The organism is Bombilactobacillus sp. ESL1197, from assembly GCF_058107145.1.
This window is the reverse complement of the sequence record NZ_JBYLTY010000001.1, coordinates 469,964-493,723: the sequence shown is the minus strand read 5'-3', so window position 1 is coordinate 493,723 and position 23,760 is coordinate 469,964. Positions and strand designations below refer to the sequence as shown.

Genomic DNA, 23,760 nt, shown 5'->3' with positions numbered 1-23,760 from the left:
ACCTCCTAAGCCAGTTTCTTTTCTAAATGTTGCATGTAATAACTCAATGGCAACGTAATTATTAAATACAAAACCCCCACAACCAAATAACTATTGATGGTATCAAAAGTCGTGGAAGCAATCGAATTAGCTTGATACATTAAATCAAAGCCCGCCACAAACGCCAAAACGGACGAATTCTTAACTAAGTTAATAAATTGATTACCTAAAGGAGGAATCACAATTTTGACAGCTTGCGGCAAAATAATATAACGCATTGCTTGCCAATAAGTCATCCCTACTGATAGGGCTCCTTCCATCTGGCCTGTCGAAACTGACTGAATACCCGAGCGAATGGTTTCGGCAATAAAAGCGGAAGTATATAACGTCAAGCCAATGGTCCCCGCGGTAAAACCGTTGATTTTTACAACGTACATCGGAATAACTAAATAAAAGAACATGGTAATTACTAATAACGGAATATTACGAAAAATTTCCACATAAGCCTTGCCAATTACCCGGGCAATTTTATTGGGCACCACTTCCATAATGGCAAACAATGTACCAATGATTAGGCTAAAAAACAAGGCCAAGATACTTGATAAAACGGTCCAACCAAAGCCGCTTAATAGTTGGTGGCCGTAATGTGTAAAAATATTAATCATTATCGATACAGCTCCTTATAATTAAACCCCGGCACATTACCAAACCATTTTTTGATTAAACGATTATACTCACCATCACGTTGCATTTCTGTCACCGCACGGTCCACGGCCTTCGTAAAGGACTTTTGGCCCTTGTTAACTGCCACCCCGTACGGTTCTTTAGTAAACGTGCCGCCCCGCACTTCAAAGCCGGGATTTTCGACAGCTAACCCGTACAAGATCCCATTATCGGTTGTTAATGCATCACCTTGGTGCGACTTTAAAGCATTCATTGCTTGGGCATAATCTTGCAATTCCACGACGCGAGCTTTCGGTGAAACTTTTTTGATATTATCAACTGAATTAGAACCGACTACGCCAATCACGGTTTTATGATTTAAGTCACGCGCATTTTTAATAGTAGAATTTTTGGGAACTAACAACGATTGACCAGCATCAAAATAAGAATGTGAGAAATCAATGGTTTTTTCACGTTCTGGTGTAATCGACATGGTTGCAATGACCGCGTCAACGTTACCATTTTTTAGTAATGGTACCCGGGACTGCGAGGTAACCGTGACAAATTTGGCATGACCATGAGTGCCTAAAATATGCTTCGTAATGTGCTTGGCCATATCAACGTCAAACCCTTTTTGTTGCCCGTCACGTACATCAATCAAACCAAATAATTTCACGTCACCTTTGACACCCCAAGTAATGGTATTCGACTGACGATCATTTTGTAAAACCGATTGACTGGACAGTTTTTGACCACAACCACTTAAGAATACAATACCTATTAATAAGGAGAACAACCAAAATTTCTTTTTCATCGCGGTTCCTCCTAATGTGTAATAATCTTACTCAAGAATTGTTGTGCCCGTTGCGTTTTCGGCTGCTTAAAGAATGACTCCGTATCATCATCTTCCACAATGCGCCCGGCGTCCATAAAAATAACGCGGTTAGCCACCTCTTTCGCAAAGCCCATTTCATGGGTCACGATTAGAGAAGTCATATCACTATCAGACGTAATTTTTTTAATAACTTGTAAAACATCATCAATCATTTCTGGATCTAGCGCCGAAGTTGGTTCATCAAATAATAACAGTTTCGGACGCATAGCTAAGGAGCGCGCAATCGCCACCCGCTGTTTTTGACCACCCGAGATTTGACTCGGCATATTTTGAGCTTTCGTTTCTAAACCAACCATTTCTAATAATTTCATGGCTTGTTTTTTGTTATCAGCTTCTGGAATATGGCTGACAATTCTCGGAGCCAACATAATATTTTCTAAAACTGTTTTGTTCGCGTATAAGTTGAAATGTTGAAAAACCATGCCAACATCGCGGCGTAAAATATTTAAATCAGTCTGGTCTGATGAAAGATCATGATTATTGACAATTAATTGTCCCTCTTGAATCGACTCCAGTCCATTCACCGTTCGCGCTAGCGTACTTTTTCCTGAGCCAGATGGACCGATTAAAACTACCGTCTCTCCCTGATCAATTTCCAAATTAATATCGTACAATGCATGAAACTGTCCGTAATACTTTTGGACATTATGAAATTCAATCATTGACATGTTATCGCCTCTTTCAAACTTGTTTCCTAATAGCTTCTGTCTAGAAACTATTTTTTCAATTATACTCTTCTAAGGACAAATTAAAAATAGTCTTTCTTATAATTAATTTTTCTTAATTTTATAATCCCGTCGCCGAAACCGCCAAGCTAACGTCAAAACTACTGCAAAACCTAAGGTGGCCAGTATTAAATCTAAGAAGAAAATTTGCTGAATATTTTGCGTCATGCGTCCCGTAACTAACGGAATCACCACTGCTGCCACAGCGCCCGCCGAGTTATAAAGTCCCGTGGCCCAACCTTTTTGTTGCGGCCAAACTTCTAATAATAATGTCAATCCTAACTGCATGACGCCACCAGCAGCACTAAAGCCGATTAAACCAGACATTAAAATGCAGACCGCCTGATTATTAAAAAAGCAGAGCAGACTTAAAGCAATAACTGATAATAATGTATAAACGAGCATCAAGCTAAGGGTTTTCGCGCCGTGTTGGGTCAACCAGACGGTCAGCAAAACGCACACCACCGATCCTAGACTGTAGTAACTAATTAATGCTTGAGCCTGTGACGTTGTTAAGTGAACCACTGTTTGCCCTAAGCGCGTTAACCACTGGCTTACTAAATAAAACGTTGCTTGGGCCAAAAAGCCATAACTAATTAATAAGCCAATATCAAAAGTCGTTGCTTTAACCGGCAACAAAGCAGTCTTTTTAGTTGTCGATGGTGATATTTGAGGCACTGATTGGCGCCAATTGATGGCCCATAAAACGAATCCATTACAAAACATTAAGCTTAAACATAAAAGAATGTTCCAACCAAACCATTGTTGATGCAAAGTCAACCAACTCACCAATAGCGGTAGCATAAATTGTCCCAAAGACATACTGGCTTTTAATAACACGTTAGCGCTACTGGCATGTTGTGGAAATAATTCCGTTAAACTCGGATACGTTCCGGCATCTAAACACGCATTTGCGACACCTGCCAAAAGAGCACTTAACTGAGCCATTAACAGCGTTGAACTGCTTAATAAGCCACAAAAAAAGCCCGCATAGCAAACCATTCCTAATAGAATGATTTTTTTTCTGCCCAAATGATCAGATAGTTGACCTGCTAATAATTGCGTCAGTAAGCGACCAACTCCAATATTGGCAATCACGGTAGCAATGCCTGCCAAGTCAGTCTGCCAATACTGCATCAGACTAGTAGCATTTTGGGCAATCATAATGGCACCCATCCCGTGAATAACATAATTTAAATAGAGGCTGCTCGCCAAGATTTTACGTTGAACTTTCATAAAATGGTTCTCCAAAAGAAATTATTTTTTCTGGTACAAAAAAGGTTGGAACAATAATATTAACATTTCCCACCTTAGGCAACATTATTTACTATTATTGTGCTCCAACCACTAAATTGCGTCTACTGATTCATTTGAACTTGGATATTGTTTCCATTCTGTAAAAACTAATCCGAACTATTTTTCTTCAATACAATGACTTTATATAAACCAACTGTTACTAAATAATACAACGCATATAACAAAATAAAAATAATCATTGGCCACCACAAGTGTTGGTAGGGATTACGTAACAGCGGTTTGAATAAGCGCAACCCAAATAACAAGTTAATAATGCCTAAGCCAGCCGGAATACCAAAGAGGACGGCCAATTCTTGTTGAATCGAAGTTGTTAATAACTTTTTTCGAGTACCAATTTTTTGTAATATGACATACCGTTGGCGATCTTGATTAGCTCCTGATAAGACTTTAAACATCAAGCAACTGGCTAGCATTGCTAAAAAGGCAAAGCCTAAGAAAAAGCCCATAAACTCTAAGCCACTGTACATTTCGTTAATCATTTGGTAAGTCAAAAATTTCGGCATCGCTCCTTGATCCTTTAACATTGGAAACCGGCTTTGTTGCGCAGCGACTAATTTCCCAATGACTTTGGTATTTTGATAAAAATCACTAGTCTTCACCAAAATTAATTGATTAGTAGGCTGATTAATTTGATCAAAGTCACTTTGATCTACCCAACGTAAAGATTTTTCTAAGCCCTGTGGGATTAATAAGTGTTGTAAATGATTCCCCACTTCTGATTCTGGACGTTGCATTTGCTTAGCCGATGGGGTTAGCGTGGTCACTTTTTGGTTATTTGTTAATAAATATTTAAACGGTTGTCGTTGTAATTGTTGTCGGACCAAATAGACCTGTCCCGCCTGAATTTTATATTGATAACGCGTTTGTTGGGGCTGTTTTAATTGGTGCAATAATTGCTGTTCATGATGTGTCGGATTATTGACCGTAACATCGTAATACTCGGCATGATCAGTGACAGTCCGCACATTTTGTTGAAAGCTCATTCCCACACTCAAAGCTCCCAACGCCAACGAAAAGAGCAATGACACAATCGTTAAAATTTTTGTATAATCAGCAATTCGAAAATTCAATTGTCCTAACGTAAATTCGTGCAAGCCCTGCAAAGCCCACCGGCTTTTTCGCAAATGGTTTAATAAAATTCGAAACAAAGTATTGATAATCAGATAAGTTCCGAAACTAACCGCAATTAAAGATACCGCCAACGCTAGAATAGCCAGTTGACTAACTAACCCCATCATCCAATAACCAATGCCTAAACAAACTAGTCCCAAGATTAGCCTAATTACCTGTCCCACTGAAATAGCATTCAACCGTGGATTAATTCGCGGACTTGCTGGCTTTACCAGTTGTAAAATTGGTGTATGACTAATCTTCCAACTGTTTTGGCAAGCCGCTAATAAAAAGATTAAGCCCAACACAATGATCGTTGATAATAAAGCTGGACCATAGAAAATGTGAAATCCAGTTAATGAGGTGTGAAGTTGGTGTGCCAAGGCTTGAGCAACTAATTTTGTCAAGCCTAAGCCAACCAGCATACCACTAAGCAAACTAAACAAGCCAATCAACATCGTTTCCAGAATGACTAGTTGACGAATAGTCTTCGGTCTGGCTCCGAGCATCAAAAACATTCCGTAATCTTTTTGGCGCATACTCATCAAAAAGTTATTAGCATATAAAACATAGACGAGTGTAATCACTACTAATAAGACAGTTCCTAATTGAAAGACAATTGGCGTCACGGCAATTGGGGAATTAGTTTTTAAAAACTTTTGATTCAAAGCCAGCGCTTGAAACATATAAAAAATGGCGGCCGAGATTAATAACCCCGAAAATAATACCGCGTAATCTTTCAATCGATGTTTAATTCCACTTAAAGCTAATTTATGAAGCATAATTCCTCCCTACTGCGACAAAGGCTGTTCAGAAACTGAGCACTAACCTAGACTAAGACTAAAGTTGGTTTAGGCTTTAGTTCTTAGGCGTAGTTAGGCACAAGTTTCTTGCCTTTGGAGCGCTAGATCAAATACTGCGATAAGTGCCGCGTAAAAGAAACGGACTAACACTTAGGCTGCTTTGTACTTAAAGATTGTGTGTCGTTAAATAACCTTGAGAGCAGCTCAATTCCTATTGAAAATTTTTATTTTCAATCTTATTCCACAAAAGTACCCAAATTATTTAATATTTGCTGATAAAATTCCGTCCGTGTGGCTTGCTGCCGCTTTAATTCCAAACCAATTTGGCCATCGCGAATAAATAAAATGCGATGGCAAAAACTGGCTGAAAATGGATCATGTGTCACCATTAAAATAGAAGTTTGATCCGTTTGATTGATTTTAGTCAGTGTATCTAGTAAAGCTCGCGCACTTTTGGAATCTAAAGCACCAGTGGGTTCATCACCTAAAATCAAGGCTGGATCATTAATTAAGGCCCGAGCCGCCGAAACGCGTTGTTTTTGCCCACCCGATAATTGATTAGGATAATGTTTTAAATACTGTTTCAGGCCTAACTTTTGCGCAACTAGCTGTACTTTTTGTTGAATCAGTCGCGGTTTAACTTTTTGTAAGGATAAAGGCAAGGCGATATTTTCAAAAGCCGTTAAATTATCTAATAAATTAAAGTCTTGGAAAATAAAGCCAATTTGCCGCGCTCGAAAATCAGCTAATTGATTCCCCTTTAACTGCGTAATGTCCTGACCATTAATTGTCACCGTACCACTGGTTGGTCGATCTAACGTCGACATCGTATTTAATAACGTCGTCTTACCCGAACCAGAAGCACCCATAATCCCCACAAATTCACCCGCATCTACTTGCAAATTAATATCTTTTAAAACTGGAGTGGCGACTGTATTTTTCTGACCATAAACTTTTTGAATATTTTTTAATTCTACAACTGGTGTCATAATATCCTCCACAGCAATATTTTTTATTATGTTATATTATATGGTAAATAGCATTGTACAATAAATTATATATTTGCGTCAAACCTTTTTTGGCGTATACTATTTACGTTTTTGATTAATTGGAGGAGGACGATCATGTTTGAAGATTTAGACCCTGATCGTAAAAAGTTTATTAGCTGGCCCGTAGTCGCTTTAATGGATTTTGTGACAGTCATCGGCTTTGATGATATTATTTATAACTTTCAAAACCAAGGCTTAGCCGTGGTGACTACTTGGATTTTAATGTTATTTGTTTTTGTCGTCCCTTACGAGATGATTGTGGGACATCTAGGATCCGTCTTTAGCCATGATGGTGGCGGCATGACTTCTTGGGTTCGTCATACTAGTGGCGATCTCTGGGGTTATATCTGTGCCTGGACTTATTGGGTCTCAGGTTTGCCTTATATCGTAGATGTTGCTAACTCAATGGTTGTTTCATTTGGCTGGTTGATTTTTGGTAACAACTCACTATCTAACAAAATGAGTAATGCCATGTTTGCTTTATTAACTGCCGTTATCTTTACCATCTTTATTTTCTTGGAACACCGCTTTAAAAATTCCCTGCAGTTCTTCAGTATTATTGGTGGGGGCGCGATGTTTATTATGACGGTTTTATATGTCATCATGACCTTTGTCTATTTAGGACACGGTGGTGCACCACATACCCAACCATTTACTTGGAAGTCCTTTTTACCGCATGTCGATATGAAATACTTAGGATCATTTGCGTTAATTATTTTTGCTATGAACGGGAGTGAATTTGCGGCTCCTTATGTAACCGAAATGAAAAACGGCAAAAAAGACTTTCCTAAAGCCATGTGGATGTTAGCGATTATGACCGGCTTCTTAACCGTGCTGGGTTCATTTTCACTGGGAATTTTCTTCAATGCCCATCACTTACCGAATGATCTAAAAATGAACGGTTCTTATTATGCTTTTCAAAAAATGGGCGCTGAATTTGGCTTAGGTAAGTTCTTCTTATACGCCTTTGCAATTACCCAAGCCATTTATATGATGGCCCAATTGGCTGTGTTATTAGATGCGGGCACGCGCATGTTCTTATCCGATACGGCGAAAAAATATTTACCAAAGAGCTTAACTAAATTAGATAGTCGGGGCTTACCGATTAACGGCTATTGGTTAACGACTGGCATCTGTACTTTTATAATGGTCGCCAGCGCTACCTTGCCGAATATGAACTCTATTTTTAATCAACTCTTAAATCTGAACGGTATTGTTTCTCCATATACTACATGTTTTCTCTTTTCTTCATTTATATTAGTGCGCCTGCACGATAAAAAGTATCCTTCCGATTTTGTCTTTATTAAAAATAATAAATTAGCTGTTGCGGTAGGGATCTGGTGTTTTGCCATCACCTTTGGTTTTGCGACACTCGGCATTTGGCCCGTTGATGAAAAACCGGGTACTGCCACGTTCTATCAGGTTTTAGCTTTAAATATTATTGAGCCCTTGGTCATGCTAGTAATCGGTGCCATTTTACCAATGATTGCCCGCCATCAACAAAAAAAGGCTTTGGAATAATTTTTACTATTAAAAAAAAGACTGACTAACATCAGTCTTTTTTTAGTTATAACTAGTAGAACTTCAATATACACCATGAGCTATCTTAGCTAAAATAGATAATATTAAGATTAGTATTTGAAATCATCAGCCCACTTTCTTAAATTACAGGAGGTCTATTATGCAGCAACTAATACCCGTTATTCTGATCGGTGTCAGCCAATTTCAAAGTGATTTTTCCAGTTCGATGGCCGAATTAAAGCAATTAACTTTAGCGGCCAACTTAAAACCGCAAGCTCAACTGACCCAAAATATGGCCCAAATTAATCATCAAACTTACTTTGGTCAAGGAAAAATTCAAGAACTTATTCAATTAGCTCACCGCAAAGCTATTCAGTTAATCATTGTTAATGATGAACTCACCCCAGCTCAGTTACGCAATCTGGAAAAATTGACGCAGTTAAATTTTTTAGACCGAACGGAACTAATTCTCCAAATTTTTAATCAACGAGCTCATAGCCGCCAAGCCCAACTCCAGGTAAAAATTGCCCAGCTGCAATACCAATTGCCGCGCATTCACCCGTCTGGCAACCCGTTAGATCAACAACGTGGTGGTGGTTTAGCTAACCGTGGCACCGGTGAAAGCCAATTAGAATTAAACCGCCGGACCATTCAACAGCAAATCGCCCAACTAAAACATGAACTACAACATCTGCACACCGCACTACAAGTTCAAAGCCAGCGCCAACAACAATCGCGCCTGCCTAAAGTGGCACTGGTAGGTTATACCAATGCTGGTAAATCAACCACTTTAAATGCCATCTTAGATTATGTTCAACAACAAACGGCTAAACAGGTTTTAGTCAAAGACCAATTATTTGCCACGTTAGATACAGCCGTGCGGGAAATTAAATTACCGCGCCAAACTAATTTTTTATTATCCGACACCGTCGGCTTTGTCAGTAAACTGCCCCACAACTTAATTGAAGCTTTTAAATCAACCTTAGCCCAAGCTCAAGATGCCGACTTATTGGTACAGGTCATTGATGCCGCTGATGTTCACCATGAACAAATGGTCCAAATTACAGAGCAAACCTTACAAGCCATTGGCATCAACCAAAAGCCCATGATCTACGCATATAACAAGCTAGATCTAGTCACAACGAAGACCAACGCCGTAACTATGAATCGCAATACTATTCGTTATAGCGCTCAAAATCCGGCCGATATTGAGCAATTGTTACAATTGATTGAACAATTTTTGACGGCGCAGTACCAAACTATTGCCGTGCTGATTCCCTACACTAACGGCAAAATAGATAATTATATCCAAACACAGCTCACCATTATCGATAAATACTTCACCACAACCGGGACTTACTACCAACTCAAAGTCGCGCCCGCAGCAAAAAAGCTTCTCCAAAAATTCAGATTACCTAGTGCCCAAAAGCCGGCTCCTCTGAGTTAATTTTTACGCTTTGAACTAAAATCGCACATTACTCAAATAATCAAATTGCTCTGCTGCACTCCCTCAGCTATTGGCAAATTAATTCTTATTGCCCGCTTCCACTTCAAAATCTTTAATTTTTTTAATAGTAATTCGCTATGTAAACAGTGTTTTTTTGATATTCATTAATCTATCATCATTTTATATAATTTATTTTTAATATAACTATTTACTTTTAGATTATTAGTCGGTACACTTTGAATAATCTTTTAGTAAGGAAGTGATGTTGATGAAGTTTAATAAAATGCTTTTAGTAAGTAGCACTTGTTTATTAGCCGGTAGTTTATTAGCTGGTTGTCATTCTCAGAATCAGTCCCAAACTAGTTCCCATAGTACAGTTAAATTTATGGCTAAAGATGTCATTGCCACGATGGATCCCTCTTTAAATACCGATGTGATTGGTTCCCAAAACCAAGGTAATACGATGGAAGGATTATATCGCTATCATGGCAAGCAATTAGAACCCGCCATGGCCACGAAAATTGTGACCCCGACCAATAACGGTTTAACCTATACTTTTCCTTTAAGGAAAAATGCCAAATGGTCCAATGGTCAACCCGTAACTGCCCAAGATTTTGTCTATGCCTGGCAAAGAACGGTCAATCCCAAAACCAAATCCCAATATGCTTATGCTTTTGAGAATATTGTCAACGCCAAGGACATTTCCGCGGGCAAAAAAGCCGTAACCACCATGGGCGTGAAAGCTTTAAATAGTCATACATTACAAGTTCAACTGAATCAACCGGTTCCTTATTTTAGTCAATTAATGACGACCCATGCTTTTTTACCTCAAAATCAAAAAAACAATGCCAAATGGGGCAAAAAATATGGCACCAGCTCCAAAACGTTAGTGTTTAACGGGCCATATAAATTAGTCAATTGGAGTAGTCCCGATACTACTTGGACTGAAGTGAAAAATAATCAATATTGGAATGCTTCCGCTGTTAAAGTTAAAAAATTACAATACCAAGTGGTCAAAGATCCCTCAACCGCGTTAAATCTTTACCAATCCAAGAAATTAGACGATGTGGTTTTAGGTGGCGACACAGCCAAGCAAATGCGTAAAGATAAAGCCTATAATATTGTGAAATTAAACGCGACTTTCTATATCCAAACTAATCAAAGAAAAGACCCGCTGTTTAAAAATGCCAAAATTCGCCAAGCCTTATCTTTGAGTCTGGATCGCCCCCAGCTCACTAAACAAATTTTAGGTGATGGTAGTTTTCCGGTTTCGTCAGTCACTCCTAAGCAAATGGCCTATAACCCCAACAATAAACAGCAAGATTTTGTGCAAGCTACTAATAAATCGGGACAAAAATATACCACGTACAATCCGACTTTAGCAAAAAAATTATGGCGTCAAGGTTTAGCTGAAAGTGGTCAAACTAATAAAAAATTCACTTGGACCTTGTTAGGTGATGATACTGATGGTTCCAAAAAGCAAGGCGAGTTCTTACAAAACCAATTAGAAAAATTGCCGGGCGTCAAAATTAATTTGAATAACGTTCCCTTCAAAAGTCGCTTAAGCAAAACCGATGCAGGTGATTTTGATTTAGTTGTAACTGGTTGGAGTGCTGATTATCCCGATCCAATTAATTTCTTAACACTGTTCACTAGCGATGCCAGCAACAATGATGGTCACTGGAACAATAGTAGCTATGACAATCTCGTCAATAAGAGTTTAACCACTGATTCCAACAACGCCACCAAACGTTGGCAGGATATGGTCCAAGCTCAAGATATTTTAAATGAACAACAGGCTGTCTTACCGTTGTACCAAAAAGGTGAAGCTCACTTGACGAGCTCACGTTTAAAGGATGTGCAATACGACCCGGCTGGTAAATGTGATGTGTTAACTTTAAAGATTAAATAACTACTGAACTATTTTCTCATGACATTTAAATGTTTATTAGTAAGTTTATTCGACTTATTAATAAGCATTTTTTTGATTGAAGCTAGATTAGTTGGCCTATGAGCAATTTTTAAGATTACCCGTTTACTTTTAATCTTAAACATTGTAAACTTAACTAAATGCTTATGAATGAGGAGAGGTTTTTATGAAGTTAAAACAAGTGTTAGTTGCTAGCACAACAGCACTCGTTAGTATCGGTGTTTTAGCTGGTTGTGGCTCTTCCAAATCAGCTGCACCTTCTGATACTGTACGAATTATGCGTAAAGATGTGATCGCCACCATGGATTCTTCCATGAATACTGACGTCATTGGTGCCCAAGCACTAACTGATACAATGGATGGTTTATATCGCTACCATGGTAAAGATGTTAAACCAGCGATTGCTACTAAGGTAGTTAAGCCAACTAACAATGGTCTAACCTATACTTTCCCATTACGTAAAAATGTTAAATGGTCCAATGGTGATCCTGTAACTGCCAACGATTTTGTCTATGCTTGGCAAAGAACAGTTAACCCTAAGACTAAGTCGCAATATGCTTATATCTATGAAGGTATTGCCAACGCCAAAGCTATTACTGATGGCAAAAAGCCGGTTAATTCCTTGGGCGTTAAAGCTTTAGACAAGCATACCTTGCAAGTTAATTTAGAAAAACCAATTCCTTATTTTAATGAATTAATGACTTCATCAACTTTCTTCCCACAGGATAAAAAGGTTGTTAATAAATGGGGTAAGAAATACGGTACTAGTTCTAAAACGCTAGTCTTTAACGGACCTTATACTTTGAAGAAATGGAACGGTCCAGACAATACTTGGAATGAAGTTAAGAATCCGAACTATTGGGATGCTAAACGCGTTAAGGTTAAAAAGCTGCAATACCAAGTAGTTAAAGATCCTTCCACTGCGTTAAACTTATACCAATCGAATAAACTTGACGATGTGACCTTAACTGGCGATACTGCTAAGCAAATGAAGAATTCTAAGGGCTTTAATGTTAAGAAAATGAATGCTACTTTCTACATGCAGATGAACCAAAAGAAAGATCCCGTCTTTAAGAACCAAAAAATTCGGCAAGCTTTAGCAATGTCGATTGATCGTAAGCAACTAACTAACAAAATTTTAGGCGACGGTAGTGTGCCACTATTATCCACTACTCCTTCGGATATGTCTTATGATCCCGCTAATAAATCACAAGACTTTGTCAGTGAAACCAAACAAAGTGCCAAAACTGCTGAATACAATCCTACCAAAGCTAAACAGCTCTGGAAGCAAGGTTTAGCCGAAACTGGCAATACTGGTAAGAAGTTCAACTTGACTTTATTAGGTGATGATACTGATTCTGCCAAAAAACAAGGTGAGTTCTTACAGAATGCCTTTGAAAAACTACCTGGTGTTAAAGTTACCCTGAATAACGTGCCATTTAAGAGTCGTTTAACTCGTTCTACGAATGGTGACTTCGATTTAGTCGTAACTGCTTGGAATGCCGATTATCCTGATCCATCGAACTTCTTAACCCTCTTTAACACTGGCGCAAGTAACAACAATGGTAATTGGAGTAATAGTCAGTACGATAACTTAGTCAATAAGAGCTTAACTGACGATGCCAATAATGCCACTGCACGGTGGAATGACATGAAACAAGCTCAGGATATTCTGAACAAAGAACAAGGAATTATCCCACTATATCAAACTGGTGAAGCCCATATGACCCGCTCAAATGTGCAAAACTTGAATTATGGTCCATCAGGTAACTACGATACAGCTTCACTTCGTGTTCATAAAAAATAGCAATTATTAATTCATGAAAACGGAGTTACAGGTAACGCTGGAACTCTGTTTTTGTTTTATATCAAAGGAGTTGGTGACATTGACCAAATATATACTCAAGCGTCTTGGTTACATGCTTTTAACACTATTTATTGTTGCTAGTGTGACCTTCTTCATGATGAAATTGATGCCTGGGACGCCCTTTTCGAATCAGGATAAACTCTCGGCAGCACAATTAAAAATCATGAACGAACAATACGGTTTAAATAAACCCATTTGGCAACAATATTTAATTTATATTGTTAACTTATTACACGGTGATTTTGGAACCTCGTTCCAATTTAATAATCAACCCGTACTCTCTTTAATCATGACCCGCTTAAAGCCTTCCATGTTGATTGGAGCACAAGCCATGATTATTGGTTCACTCCTTGGTATTTTATTGGGGGCCATTGCTGCGATTAACAAAAATAACTGGATTGATAGTTTAGCTACTTTTGTTTCCATTGTGGGCATTTCGATTCCAAGTTTCGTCTTAGGTGTTTTGTTACAGTTCTTCATTGCCTTTAAATGGCATCTATTGCCCATCGCGTTGTGGAACGGTTGGCAGTCTAGTATCTTACCGTCTCTAGCATTAGCCGTTTCGCCGTTGGCCCAAACCGCGCGCTTTATGCGGACGGAAATGGTTGATGTCTTAAATAGTGATTATATTGAATTATCCAAAGCTAAGGGGAATACCCGCTGGCAAACCGTGGTTAAACACACCCTGCGGAATTCTTTAATTCCAGTTATCACAATTTTAGGACCGTTAACTGCTAATATCTTAACTGGTTCTTTGGTGGTTGAAAACATCTTCTCCATTCCTGGTATTGGGGAACAATTCGTCAAGTCAATCATGACCAACGATTATCCCACGATCATGGGCTTAACAATTTTTTACTCCATCATGTTCATGGTAATGTTATTAATTACTGATATTTTATATAGTATTATCGATCCACGTATTCGCTTAACTAATAGTAAGGGGGCTAACTAATGGCTGATCTCAAAATCACAGCTGATAGTTTTGAAAAACTCAGTAGTGACCAAACTCAAAATCAGGAAAAAATTAGCGCACCTTCATTAACTTTTTTCCAAGATGCCGTGCGGCGTTTAAGAAAGGATAAAGTCGCGGTCGTTTCGTTTATTGTTTTAGTCTTAATTGCGGTCGTAGCTTTTTGTGCCCCGATTCTTTCACCCAGAGACCCGAACGCGCAAAATCCCGATTACGCCAATTTACCTCCCCGTATTGCCAATACCAATATTCCAGGTTTTCGTGGAGAAATTAAGAATGCTGCTGGCATTAAAACTAATCCTTATGAAACCAATAATGTGCCGAAGAATCGGACTTACATTCTAGGGACTGATTATCTTGGACGTGATTTATTCTCACGAATCCTTTATGGAACGCGTTTATCACTAATTATTGCGGTAGTTGCCACCTTGGTCGACTTATTAATTGGTCTACCTTACGGGATTATTTCCGGTTGGAAAGGTGGGACGGTGGACTTAGTTCTGCAACGCATTATCGAAATTATTTCTTCCGTGCCTAACTTAATCATTGTTATCTTGCTGTTATTAGTCTTAAAACCGGGACTTTCTTCGATTATCATCGCGATTGCCTTTAGTAGTTGGGTCACGATGGCGCGACTCATTCGAGCGCAAACTTTACAGTTAAAAGAAGAAGAATATATTTTGGCTTCGTTAACTTTGGGTGAATCACCCTTCAAAATTGCGATGAAGCATTTAATTCCTAATTTATCTTCAACAATCATTATTCAAACGATGTTTTCCATTCCCAATGCCATCTTCTTTGAAGCTTTCCTCAGTTTCATCGGAATTGGGATTCCCGCTCCAAACGCTTCATTAGGTACCTTATTATCTGATGGTCAAAAAGCTTTCCGGTTCTTACCATATCAAATGTGGTACCCCGCTTTAGTCCTTTGTATTTTAATGATTGCCTTTAATTTATTTGCTGATGGCTTACGCGACGCGTTTGATCCAAAATCAGAATAAGGAGGTTGACATAATGGCGAATAATATTCTAGAAGTTAAACATTTACAAATTGATTTTAAAACTTTTGCCGGTACTGTGAAGGCTATTCGAGATGTCAGCTTTACTTTACGTAAGGGTGAAACGCTCGCCATCGTTGGTGAATCCGGTTCCGGTAAGTCCGTTACTACCAGAAGTATCATGGGCTTGTTAGCTTCTAACGCCCAAATTACCAATGGGGAAATTTTATATAAAGGTAACGACTTACTCAAAGAATCAGAAAAACAAATGGATCATCACCGTGGGAATGACATTTCAATGATTTTCCAAGATCCGATGACTTCGTTAGATCCAACAATGCCGATTGGTAAACAAGTAGCAGAACCACTGCGAATTCACGGCAAAATTTCCAAAGAAAAGGCGCTCAAACGTGCTCAAGAAGTTCTTGAATTAGTCGGTATTCCGAATGCGAAAGAACGGATGAAAGATTATCCCCACCAATTTTCTGGTGGCCAACGGCAAAGAATTGTGATTGCTATTGCCATTGTCAATTACCCTGAAATCTTAATTGCTGACGAACCGACCACGGCTTTAGATGTTACCGTGCAAGCCCAAATTATTGATTTAATGCGCGAACTACAAGAAAAACTTGAAACTTCAATTATTTTTATTACGCATGACTTAGGTGTGGTGGCCGGTATTGCCGATCGCGTGGCTGTGATGTATGCTGGCAAAATTATTGAATATGGCACAGTTGATGAAATCTTTTATCAACCAAAACACCCTTATACTTGGGGGCTATTAAGTTCAATGCCTACGTTAGATACTAAAGGCACTAAGCTATCATCCATTCCGGGCACGCCACCAGACTTATTGGATCCACCCAAAGGCGACGCTTTTGCCCCCCGGAATCCGTATGCTATGAAAATTGATGTGGAAGCTCAACCACCATTCTTTAAAGTCAGCGATACACATTATGCGGCTACGTGGTTATTGCACCCCGATGCACCGAAAGTTGAGCCCCCTGCTGCTATTGTCAAACGCGCACAGGAATATGATCATTTACTCCACAATGGTCAAATAACTGATCCCATTGAGGGAGGAACCAATTAATGAGTGACAAGAAAAAGATCGTTCAAGTTCAACATTTAAAACAGTATTTTAGTCCTGGTAAGCCTAATGAAGTCCGGGCGGTTGACGATATTAGTTTTGACATTTATGAAGGTGAAACCTTCGGCTTAGTCGGTGAATCTGGTTCGGGTAAAAGTACTACCGGTCGCAGTATTATCCGCTTATACAATCCAACTGCCGGCAAAATTTTGTTTGACGGTCAAGATGTAAGTCAAATCAAAAATCATAGTGCTGAAATGTTAAATTTTCGGCGGGAAATGCAAATGATTTTCCAAGATCCATATGCTTCCTTAGACCCGCGGATGAAAGTAAAAGATATTATTGCTGAAGGTTTAGACATTCACCACCTCGTTAAAAATGACCAAGAACGTGATCAACGTGTTAACGATTTGCTCAAAATCGTAGGTTTAAATCCTGATCATGCAACTCGTTACCCGCATGAATTCTCGGGTGGGCAACGCCAGCGGATCGGCATTGCGCGCGCTTTGGCTGTTGATCCTCAGTTTATTATTGCTGACGAACCAATTTCTGCGTTGGATGTTTCCATTCAAGCACAGGTAGTTAACTTAATGAAAGACATTCAAAATCGCAGTAATTTAACTTACCTCTTCATTGCCCACGATTTATCAATGGTTAAATATATTAGTGACCGCATTGCCGTAATGCATCAAGGCAAGTTAATGGAAATGGGTGATGCTGAAGAAGTTTATAATCACCCATTGCATCCTTATACTAAGAGCTTACTGTCCGCGGTGCCTACGCCAGATCCCGAATTAGAGCGGCAGCGCACCCGAATTGCTTATGATGCTTCCATTGAAGATAGTAATCCGGATCACCAACGTAAATTACGCGAGATCACTCCTGGACATTCTGTTTTTTGTACTGAAGAAGAAATTACTCACTATCAACAATTAGCTGCACAACAACAAGCATAAAAGCTGCTACCACAGCAAATAAGCCATGAACTCAATTAGTTCATGGCTTATTTTGATGGAATAACAACCATCAATGTTTTGGCGACAGCAGATTGAAGCAACAGCAAGCGATGATTAAAACAACAATACATAAAGCAAACAGCCAGTGGTAACTTAACTGGCCAATAATGACCGCACCAAAAATGGGACCCAATGCTTTACCGGCGGCTGTAAACATTTGCACGCGCCCTTGAAAATAGCCACTCATGGCCGTAGGCGTTTTGGCAGCTACCCAACTTGAGATACCGGGATATAACAGAATTTCGCCTAAAGTTAAAATCCCCATCGCAATAAAATAGCCCACATACTGGCGATTACTCAATAAGAAAACAAATGAACCAATAAAAAGCACTAAGCCAACATTTAATCGCGCCCTTAAATGCTGCATCAAAAACTTGTCAAAATGCGTAATAAATGGTTGGCAGATCACAATCACAATTGCGTTAAAAGTCCAGAGTAAACTATAATCTTTGACTTGATAACCTTGACCAACCATAAAAGTGGATAGATTACTTTGCCATTGTGTATAGACTAGCCATGCACACAAAACCGTAATTAACGCGCCCACAATTTTACCGAAGTAGCCTTGCTGACATTGTTGTACGACTTTAGTACCAGCAGTTTGTGTAGCAGGAGTAATTTGAATCCGATAAAAACAAAAAACCACTATTAAAAAGATAATCTGAATCAAAACTGCGGTCAAAAAAACTGTCGCAATACCCAATGGTAAGATATAGCCCACAATGGCCGTACCAATCACAATGCCAAGATTTAACATGAAATAAGTGGCATTAAATACGTAACTAGACGCCCGCTTGGTGACATGCGTCGCCAAGGAATTTTCACAAGTGGCGGAAATTCCATTCGCAAAACCAGACAGTGTAATTAAAATTGCGTAACTGGGCCAACCATGCCAAAGAACCAAACATCCTAAAGCCACAATATTGAGACTGACACCTAACAAAATCGTATAGTATGGATCCCAATGATCAAATAAATGGCCTCCTAACACATTACCTGCCATCGTGGCAACTTGGTTAATACATAAGACCACCGCAGCTGTAACCAAACTTTGATGTAGAGTTTCATGCATATAAATAGTGTTCAAAGGCCAAATAAAACTCATGGCGATACTCGTGATTAGCGTCCCCAATAATAGCCACTTTAAATCAATGGTTTGCGTTCGTTTCATAACTTACTCCTATTTATAAAGTTGGTTGTTGCTGTAATAACTGTTGATGTTCCGGTAATAATTGTACTCCCAAACCAATTTTTTGTGGCACCTGTAACTGGCCCTGATTAAACAATAAACTCGTCGTATAATCATGCTCATAATAGCGACTGTTGGCCGATAAATCACCCGGAAAATTAAAATTGGCTAAGCTAGCGAGTGCTAAATTAGCGGCCCGACCAATCCCACCTTCTAACATACCGCCACACCACATTAGAAATTTTCGTTGCGTTTGCGCTGGAATTAACTGCAAAACTGGGGTAATGCCCCCCATCACTGCTAATTTAACACTAACGATTTGACATTGTTGCAGTGCCACGGAGGTCAAAGCACTGCGAACATCCTCAATCGGTTCATCAAAACACAGCGGTGTTTGCATTTGTTGTTGTAGGTCAGCACTTTGTTGGAATTCACTGGGTGCAAACGGATCTTCAATAAAGGTTAATTTTAATTGATCGATTTCATGCGCTAAGCTTTTTGTCCACCGCAAACTGCCATTAGCGTCCAACGTTAAATTAAAATCGGGCATGCTTTGGCGTAATTGTTGAATACGCTGTAAATCTTGATTACCATTGACCTTGATTTTAATTCGGGTATAACCAGCTTGGAGTGCCTTATTCACAGCAGTGCGCGTTGCCGCTAAATCCTGCAAGCCGACACTAATGCCTACCGGTACTTGTTTTTTATATGGTAAGCCACTAATATCCGCCAAGACCGCGGCCAAACTTTGGTGCCGTCTTTGTGCAAATAAGTCCCACATTGCCATATCTAGAGCGGCTTTCGCAAAGTTATTAGCTTTGACTGCTTGTAACTTATGCCACATTTGCTTAGGATCACTAAATTCTTGGTTCTTAATTAACGGCCATAAAAATTGCTGTAAAACACTTACGGCCATGGCTTGGGTTTGTGCGGTATAAAATGGGGTTTGAAAAGCCTCAATTTCCCCATAACCCCAATTGCCTTGTTCATCAGCTAATGCCACTAAGGTGACGGGGCGTTTTTGCATGGTTTCATGTGCGGAAACAAACGGTCTCTTTAATGTTAAAGTTAATGGTAATAATTTTAACTGTTTAAGTTGCATCGGCTAAACTCCGTAAAATCATTCGGTAAATCTTAGGCTGCTCTAAATGCACATTATGTCCGGCCTGTGCCACTACGTAACGTTGAACTCGTGGTAGTTGTTGCGCCATTTGTTGCGTTATTTTCCGAAACTTTGCATCTTGCGCTCCAGTAATCAACGTTACTGGTAAGGATAATTGAACTAATTGGGGCCAAAAATTCGGCATTGACCCCGTTCCCATCCCTAATAAACTGGCTGCTAAAGCTTTGGGATCTTGAGTTAAACGTTGTTGTCGAATCTGAGCTTGTAATTGGGCTGGCAACTGCCGTTGGGAAGCAAACAATGGTAGTTGCTCCCACTGGTTAACAAATTCGACTAACGGTCGCGTTTGTAATTGATGCGCTAACAGAGCATCATGCGCCCGCCGGGCTGTTTGTTGGTCAACAGTTCTTAGTCCTGCGGTACTACTTTCTAAAATCAAATTTAACAACCGTTTGGGATAAGCGAAAGCATACCCCAACGCCAAGCGGCCACCCATTGAATAACCTACAAGATTAATTGGTTGATAACCCAGTAATTGCTGCAATAGTTGCTCTAAAACTTGCACTTGTTGTTCCATGGCATAAGTGGAGGCAGTGTAAACTTTGGAAGTTTGCCCATGACCTAATAAATCAATATACCAACTCGTCCCCGGCAATTGTGCTCCAATACGCGCAAAATCGGCACCACTTCCCATAAAACCGTGCAAAAATACCCAATGAGGCGTTGCTTGCCCCGTTTTAGTAACATAAAAAGTTTGCTGTGCTATTTTAATTTTCATGCAAGTCTTGCTCCCAAAAAGTAGCCACGGCCGCTTTAATTTGACCATCAATTTGTGTCAATAACGGACGCTTAGTCGTAACTTCAATAATGGTCAAACCCGTCTGCTCTTGTGCCAGCAATTGTGCCAATTCGCTTTGCTTGTGTGCGCGATAATATTGACCACCAAATAACTGCGCTACATCGGCAATTTGATAATTTAAAGGAGTGCCAAAAACTTTTTCAAATTGTGTGGGCTCTTGCGCTTGTGGCAAAAAGGAAAAAATGCCGCCCCCCTGATTATTTTGCACAATGATTGTTAGTTGTAGTTTTTCTTGGCGCGCCATCATTAAGCCGGTTAGGTCATGGAAAAAGGCCAAATCACCAATGTATAAGTATGAATTTTTTGCCCGCTGACTAGCCATCCCTAACGCGGTCGAATTGATTCCATCAATTCCGTTCGCACCTCGATTAGCTAACACTAACTGCGGCTTGGTAGGAGCAAAATAATCATCAATTTCCCGAATTGGCATGGAATTGCTGACAAACAAAGCGGAATCCGCTGGGAGATTCTGCCCTAAGGTCCAAGCAATTTGCGGTTCCGTTAATGTTGCTGATGAAGTAACTGCTTGCGTTATAACTTGACGCAGTCGGCGATCAAGTTGTTGCCATTGAGCCAACCAAGTATTTGAACTGGGTGGTAATTGTAAAGCGGGCAACAATTGCTGTGGCGCTAAGGCGATCGCGATGGTCGTATTTAACGTATGATCTAATTGGGCGCGATTAGCATCTAAATAAACTACCGGAATGGTCGTTTTTGCCAGCCAATCACTTAAGGCGGCAGAAACCGGTGTTGCTCCCAAGCGAAGAATTACCTCTGGCTTTAGGTCAGCAGGCCAAGAATTCGCTTGTTGAAACAACCAATCGCCAGTAGTTAAGACCGCTTCCTGTCCTCGCAAGCAACTCAAAGGATCCGCAATAATCGGCCAATTCATCGTGTGCGCAAATTCCAGGACACTAGCAGTAGCTTGTTGCGTCCCCACCTGAGGGCCCGCAAGAATGAGGCCTTTTTTATTGCGTAACAAATCCTGAACTTGCTGAATTAATTGTGGACTGGCTACTTGGCCCTGCCATTGTTGGGCTACTGACGGCTGGGCAGTTGGTAATTCTTGTGCGGTCGCGGGCAACAAGGGCTTGCGCAACGGTAAGTTAAGATGTACAGGACCTTGGGGTGTTTGTAAAGCTAATTGCACAGCTTTTTGGGCAATATAACTAAAATATTTTTGGGCTTGGGCAGGTAAAGTTGCTTGAGGCGTTGGTAGTTGGTAAAAGGCCTTGACTTGTTGACCGTAAAGGCGTTCTTGGGTCAGCGTCTGCGGCGCACCAACTTGTTGCAATTCTGGAGGCCGATCGGTCGTCAAAATTAATAAGGGGATATTGCTGGCCTGGGCTTCACAAATTGCTGGATAATAATTAGCCGCAGCCGTGCCTGAAGTACAGACTAATAACACCGTCTGTTTTTTAGTTTTAGCAATGCCCAACGCCAGAAAAGCCGCCGAACGTTCATCAACATCTACGTGTAACGTTAACCGTTTTAAATCTGCAAGTTTACCTAATAAAATCGCCACCGGCGTCGAACGTGAACCCGGTGATAAAACAACTTCGGTAATCCCGTTGGACAAAAAAGTTTCTAAAAATGGTGTTAATTGTTGTGTTAAATAATTTTCACCAATGGTCATTGTGATTACTTCCTTCGATAATTTTACGAATTAATCCGCGTTTACTTTTGTAAAGCTTGATATAGTGATTGTAATTTCAGTCCCGTCTCTTTTTGCTCTGAAGCAGCCTGGGAATCGGCTACAATCCCCGCTCCAGCAAAGAAAGCCAATTGCTGATCTTTGATTAAAGCGCTCCGAATACCAACCGCAAATTCGCCAGTTTGTTGAGCGGATAAATAACCAATGGGGGCACCAAATAAACCGCGAGCATGGGGTTCCAACTGCCTGATTAATTCTACCGCTAATTGTTGGGGCATCCCGCCCAAGGCGGGAGTTGGATGCAATTGTGCAATAATCGACCACGGTTGAACTAGGCCGCGACCTGTAATCGGGGTATACAAATGTTGCAAATTAGCAGTAGTTAAGATTTCTGGCGTCGCTGGTGCTTGCACCGTCAGTTGCGCTTGCTGTAAAACTCGTTTAATCCCTTGAACTACTATATCATGCTCTTGGCGGTTTTTGGCATCATGTAATAATTCGTGGGCCAATTGTGTTGCCTTTTGTTGATCAACATCATTGGCAATCGTACCAGCCACTGCACCGGTTTGTACCATCTGCGCTTGGAAACTAGCTAACCGCTCCGGCGTAATACTAATAAAACTAGCTCCCGGCACACTTAATAAAATATGATATCCTGATTGCTTTTGACTCAAATAAAGCCAAACTGCTACCCAGTTGGTAGCCGCACATTGAGCCGTAGCCTGTCGTGCTAAAACTACCTTTTGTAATTGTGTTTGCTTAATTTGTGCTACTGCTGTTGCTACGGCAGTTGACCATTGATCCACTGCCTGTTCTTGATAATTAACTAGCTGTACCGCCTGGGGTGCCAAATTCGGTAACTGCAAAATGGTATTAATAATTTCGTTTAACTTGGCTTCATCTGTGGAAATTACTGTTAACTGCCATTGTTGAGCTGTTTGAAAAAAACTGACTTCTGGGATGAAGGCAATTCCGTTTTGTAAAGCGCCCCAAGTTGAGTTCCGAGGATCTTTTGGATCAAACAAAAAACTACCAACTAATTTAACATCTTCCCAACTACTAGAAGGTGTTAACTGTAACGTCGTTTGAGCTTCTTGTAATAAATTTTGTGCTGCGACCATAGTAATCGGTTGGGCACTCTTAGCCTGCAAAACGCTACCAGCCGTGAATAATTGTTGCGTGCGCGGCGGATTTTCCCACAAAAAAATTTGGGTCTGCTGCGCCAACCACTGCAAAATTTGGGAACGTTGAATTTCAGGCGGTAAAACTGTTGTATATACTTTTAATTGTGTCATGGATTGCTTCTCTTTTCTATCATAAAATACTGCGACAAAAACTGATTAAAAGTTGAGGATTAACCTAACCTAAAAGCTTAAGTCGGTCTTTGACTTGAGTTTTTAGGTGTAGTTAACCGCAAACTTTTGATTTTTGGAGCGCTAATAAACACACTGCGACAAGTGTCGCTTAAAAGCCGCGGACTAACCTAGAATAAACCATTAAGTTGCGGTTTTTAACTTGATTATTTATTCGTAGTTAGACACAGGCTTTTGAC

19 protein-coding genes are annotated in these 23,760 nt (G+C 40.0%); 8 read left to right on the top strand and 11 right to left on the bottom strand.

What is annotated here, in order from left to right:
* Positions 1-5: 5 nt before the first annotated feature.
* The 6 genes from AC3B6B_RS02025 to AC3B6B_RS02000 all read right to left on the bottom strand — a co-directional run bounded on the left by AC3B6B_RS02025 (position 6) and on the right by AC3B6B_RS02000 (position 6,481).
* Positions 6-644, bottom strand: coding sequence for an amino acid ABC transporter permease (locus tag AC3B6B_RS02025; RefSeq protein WP_489757043.1), 639 nt, complete (start codon positions 642-644; stop codon positions 6-8).
* Positions 644-1,456, bottom strand: coding sequence for a transporter substrate-binding domain-containing protein (locus tag AC3B6B_RS02020; protein ID WP_489757042.1), 813 nt, complete (start codon positions 1,454-1,456; stop codon positions 644-646). Before AC3B6B_RS02020 ends, AC3B6B_RS02025 begins: the two co-directional genes overlap by 1 nt.
* A gap of 11 nt (positions 1,457-1,467) precedes the next feature.
* The gene (locus tag AC3B6B_RS02015) at positions 1,468-2,205 is read right to left on the bottom strand and encodes an amino acid ABC transporter ATP-binding protein (RefSeq protein WP_489757041.1); all 738 of its coding nucleotides are present in this window, start codon (positions 2,203-2,205) and stop codon (positions 1,468-1,470) included.
* A gap of 102 nt (positions 2,206-2,307) precedes the next feature.
* Complete coding sequence (locus AC3B6B_RS02010; protein ID WP_489757040.1) at positions 2,308-3,498, bottom strand: MFS transporter; 1,191 nt, start codon at positions 3,496-3,498, stop codon at positions 2,308-2,310.
* Positions 3,499-3,665: 167 nt separating this feature from the next.
* Positions 3,666-5,471 carry an FtsX-like permease family protein gene (locus AC3B6B_RS02005; RefSeq protein ID WP_489757039.1) on the bottom strand — a complete coding sequence of 602 codons (1,806 nt, stop codon included), beginning with the start codon at positions 5,469-5,471 and terminating at the stop codon, positions 3,666-3,668.
* 257 nt (positions 5,472-5,728) lie between these two features.
* Positions 5,729-6,481, bottom strand: a complete 753-nt coding sequence (locus AC3B6B_RS02000) for an ABC transporter ATP-binding protein (protein ID WP_489757038.1) — start codon at positions 6,479-6,481, stop codon at positions 5,729-5,731.
* Positions 6,482-6,616: 135 nt separating this feature from the next.
* Here AC3B6B_RS02000 and AC3B6B_RS01995 point away from each other — a divergent pair, with 135 nt between their 5' ends.
* The 8 genes from AC3B6B_RS01995 (at position 6,617) to AC3B6B_RS01960 (ending at position 17,323) form a co-directional block, all read left to right on the top strand.
* Positions 6,617-8,062, top strand: coding sequence for an APC family permease (locus tag AC3B6B_RS01995; protein WP_489757037.1), 1,446 nt, complete (start codon positions 6,617-6,619; stop codon positions 8,060-8,062).
* Positions 8,063-8,222: 160 nt separating this feature from the next.
* Positions 8,223-9,509 carry a GTPase HflX gene (hflX, locus tag AC3B6B_RS01990; RefSeq protein WP_489757036.1) on the top strand — a complete coding sequence of 429 codons (1,287 nt, stop codon included), beginning with the start codon at positions 8,223-8,225 and terminating at the stop codon, positions 9,507-9,509.
* Between the two features lie 268 nt (positions 9,510-9,777).
* Positions 9,778-11,421, top strand: coding sequence for a peptide ABC transporter substrate-binding protein (locus AC3B6B_RS01985; RefSeq protein ID WP_489757035.1), 1,644 nt, complete (start codon positions 9,778-9,780; stop codon positions 11,419-11,421).
* A 184-nt stretch (positions 11,422-11,605) separates the two neighbouring features.
* The gene (locus AC3B6B_RS01980; protein ID WP_489757034.1) at positions 11,606-13,246 is read left to right on the top strand and encodes a peptide ABC transporter substrate-binding protein; all 1,641 of its coding nucleotides are present in this window, start codon (positions 11,606-11,608) and stop codon (positions 13,244-13,246) included.
* Positions 13,247-13,325: 79 nt separating this feature from the next.
* A complete protein-coding gene (gene opp3b / locus AC3B6B_RS01975) occupies positions 13,326-14,261 on the top strand; it encodes an oligopeptide ABC transporter permease (protein WP_489757033.1) in 936 nt (311 codons plus the stop codon).
* Entirely contained in the window at positions 14,261-15,280 is a 1,020-nt protein-coding gene (locus AC3B6B_RS01970) for an ABC transporter permease (RefSeq protein ID WP_489757032.1), read from the top strand. The genes opp3b and AC3B6B_RS01970 overlap by 1 nt, the downstream gene beginning before the upstream one ends.
* A gap of 13 nt (positions 15,281-15,293) precedes the next feature.
* Positions 15,294-16,370 (top strand): ABC transporter ATP-binding protein, encoded by a 1,077-nt coding sequence (locus AC3B6B_RS01965; RefSeq protein WP_489757031.1) that lies wholly within the window; start codon positions 15,294-15,296, stop codon positions 16,368-16,370.
* The gene (locus tag AC3B6B_RS01960; protein WP_489757030.1) at positions 16,370-17,323 is read left to right on the top strand and encodes an ABC transporter ATP-binding protein; all 954 of its coding nucleotides are present in this window, start codon (positions 16,370-16,372) and stop codon (positions 17,321-17,323) included. The genes AC3B6B_RS01965 and AC3B6B_RS01960 overlap by 1 nt, the downstream gene beginning before the upstream one ends.
* A gap of 70 nt (positions 17,324-17,393) precedes the next feature.
* On the opposite strand, the gene AC3B6B_RS01955 is transcribed toward AC3B6B_RS01960, so the two are convergent.
* Genes AC3B6B_RS01955 through AC3B6B_RS01935 form a run of 5 tightly spaced genes read right to left on the bottom strand, consistent with a single transcriptional unit; the run spans position 17,394 to position 23,503 of the window.
* On the bottom strand, positions 17,394-18,554 hold the full coding sequence (locus AC3B6B_RS01955) for an MFS transporter (RefSeq protein ID WP_489757029.1): 1,161 nt from the start codon (positions 18,552-18,554) through the stop codon (positions 17,394-17,396).
* A gap of 13 nt (positions 18,555-18,567) precedes the next feature.
* Positions 18,568-19,674 (bottom strand): o-succinylbenzoate synthase, encoded by a 1,107-nt coding sequence (gene menC / locus AC3B6B_RS01950; RefSeq protein WP_489757028.1) that lies wholly within the window; start codon positions 19,672-19,674, stop codon positions 18,568-18,570.
* On the bottom strand, positions 19,664-20,473 hold the full coding sequence (gene menH / locus AC3B6B_RS01945; RefSeq protein ID WP_489757027.1) for a 2-succinyl-6-hydroxy-2,4-cyclohexadiene-1-carboxylate synthase: 810 nt from the start codon (positions 20,471-20,473) through the stop codon (positions 19,664-19,666). Before menH ends, menC begins: the two co-directional genes overlap by 11 nt.
* Complete coding sequence (menD, locus tag AC3B6B_RS01940; protein ID WP_489757026.1) at positions 20,463-22,190, bottom strand: 2-succinyl-5-enolpyruvyl-6-hydroxy-3-cyclohexene-1-carboxylic-acid synthase; 1,728 nt, start codon at positions 22,188-22,190, stop codon at positions 20,463-20,465. Before menD ends, menH begins: the two co-directional genes overlap by 11 nt.
* Positions 22,191-22,231: 41 nt before the next feature.
* Positions 22,232-23,503, bottom strand: coding sequence for an isochorismate synthase (locus tag AC3B6B_RS01935; RefSeq protein ID WP_489757025.1), 1,272 nt, complete (start codon positions 23,501-23,503; stop codon positions 22,232-22,234).
* Positions 23,504-23,760: the final 257 nt, after the last annotated feature.

What these genes read in the sequence shown, in the direction of transcription:
- AC3B6B_RS01995 (WP_489757037.1), top strand. Translation starts at nt 6,617, where the DNA reads ATGTTTGAAGATTTAGACCCTGATCGTAAAAAGTTTATTAGCTGGCCC.
- AC3B6B_RS02020 (WP_489757042.1), bottom strand. Translation starts at nt 1,456, where the DNA reads ATGAAAAAGAAATTTTGGTTGTTCTCCTTATTAATAGGTATTGTATTC.
- menD (WP_489757026.1), bottom strand. Translation starts at nt 22,190, where the DNA reads ATGACCATTGGTGAAAATTATTTAACACAACAATTAACACCATTTTTA.
- AC3B6B_RS01965 (WP_489757031.1), top strand. Translation starts at nt 15,294, where the DNA reads ATGGCGAATAATATTCTAGAAGTTAAACATTTACAAATTGATTTTAAA.
- AC3B6B_RS01970 (WP_489757032.1), top strand. Translation starts at nt 14,261, where the DNA reads ATGGCTGATCTCAAAATCACAGCTGATAGTTTTGAAAAACTCAGTAGT.
- AC3B6B_RS01985 (WP_489757035.1), top strand. Translation starts at nt 9,778, where the DNA reads ATGAAGTTTAATAAAATGCTTTTAGTAAGTAGCACTTGTTTATTAGCC.
- hflX (WP_489757036.1), top strand. Translation starts at nt 8,223, where the DNA reads ATGCAGCAACTAATACCCGTTATTCTGATCGGTGTCAGCCAATTTCAA.
- AC3B6B_RS02000 (WP_489757038.1), bottom strand. Translation starts at nt 6,481, where the DNA reads ATGACACCAGTTGTAGAATTAAAAAATATTCAAAAAGTTTATGGTCAG.
- menC (WP_489757028.1), bottom strand. Translation starts at nt 19,674, where the DNA reads ATGCAACTTAAACAGTTAAAATTATTACCATTAACTTTAACATTAAAG.
- AC3B6B_RS01935 (WP_489757025.1), bottom strand. Translation starts at nt 23,503, where the DNA reads ATGACACAATTAAAAGTATATACAACAGTTTTACCGCCTGAAATTCAA.
- AC3B6B_RS02015 (WP_489757041.1), bottom strand. Translation starts at nt 2,205, where the DNA reads ATGTCAATGATTGAATTTCATAATGTCCAAAAGTATTACGGACAGTTT.
- AC3B6B_RS02010 (WP_489757040.1), bottom strand. Translation starts at nt 3,498, where the DNA reads ATGAAAGTTCAACGTAAAATCTTGGCGAGCAGCCTCTATTTAAATTAT.
- AC3B6B_RS02025 (WP_489757043.1), bottom strand. Translation starts at nt 644, where the DNA reads ATGATTAATATTTTTACACATTACGGCCACCAACTATTAAGCGGCTTT.
- AC3B6B_RS01960 (WP_489757030.1), top strand. Translation starts at nt 16,370, where the DNA reads ATGAGTGACAAGAAAAAGATCGTTCAAGTTCAACATTTAAAACAGTAT.
- AC3B6B_RS01980 (WP_489757034.1), top strand. Translation starts at nt 11,606, where the DNA reads ATGAAGTTAAAACAAGTGTTAGTTGCTAGCACAACAGCACTCGTTAGT.
- AC3B6B_RS02005 (WP_489757039.1), bottom strand. Translation starts at nt 5,471, where the DNA reads ATGCTTCATAAATTAGCTTTAAGTGGAATTAAACATCGATTGAAAGAT.
- AC3B6B_RS01955 (WP_489757029.1), bottom strand. Translation starts at nt 18,554, where the DNA reads ATGAAACGAACGCAAACCATTGATTTAAAGTGGCTATTATTGGGGACG.
- menH (WP_489757027.1), bottom strand. Translation starts at nt 20,473, where the DNA reads ATGAAAATTAAAATAGCACAGCAAACTTTTTATGTTACTAAAACGGGG.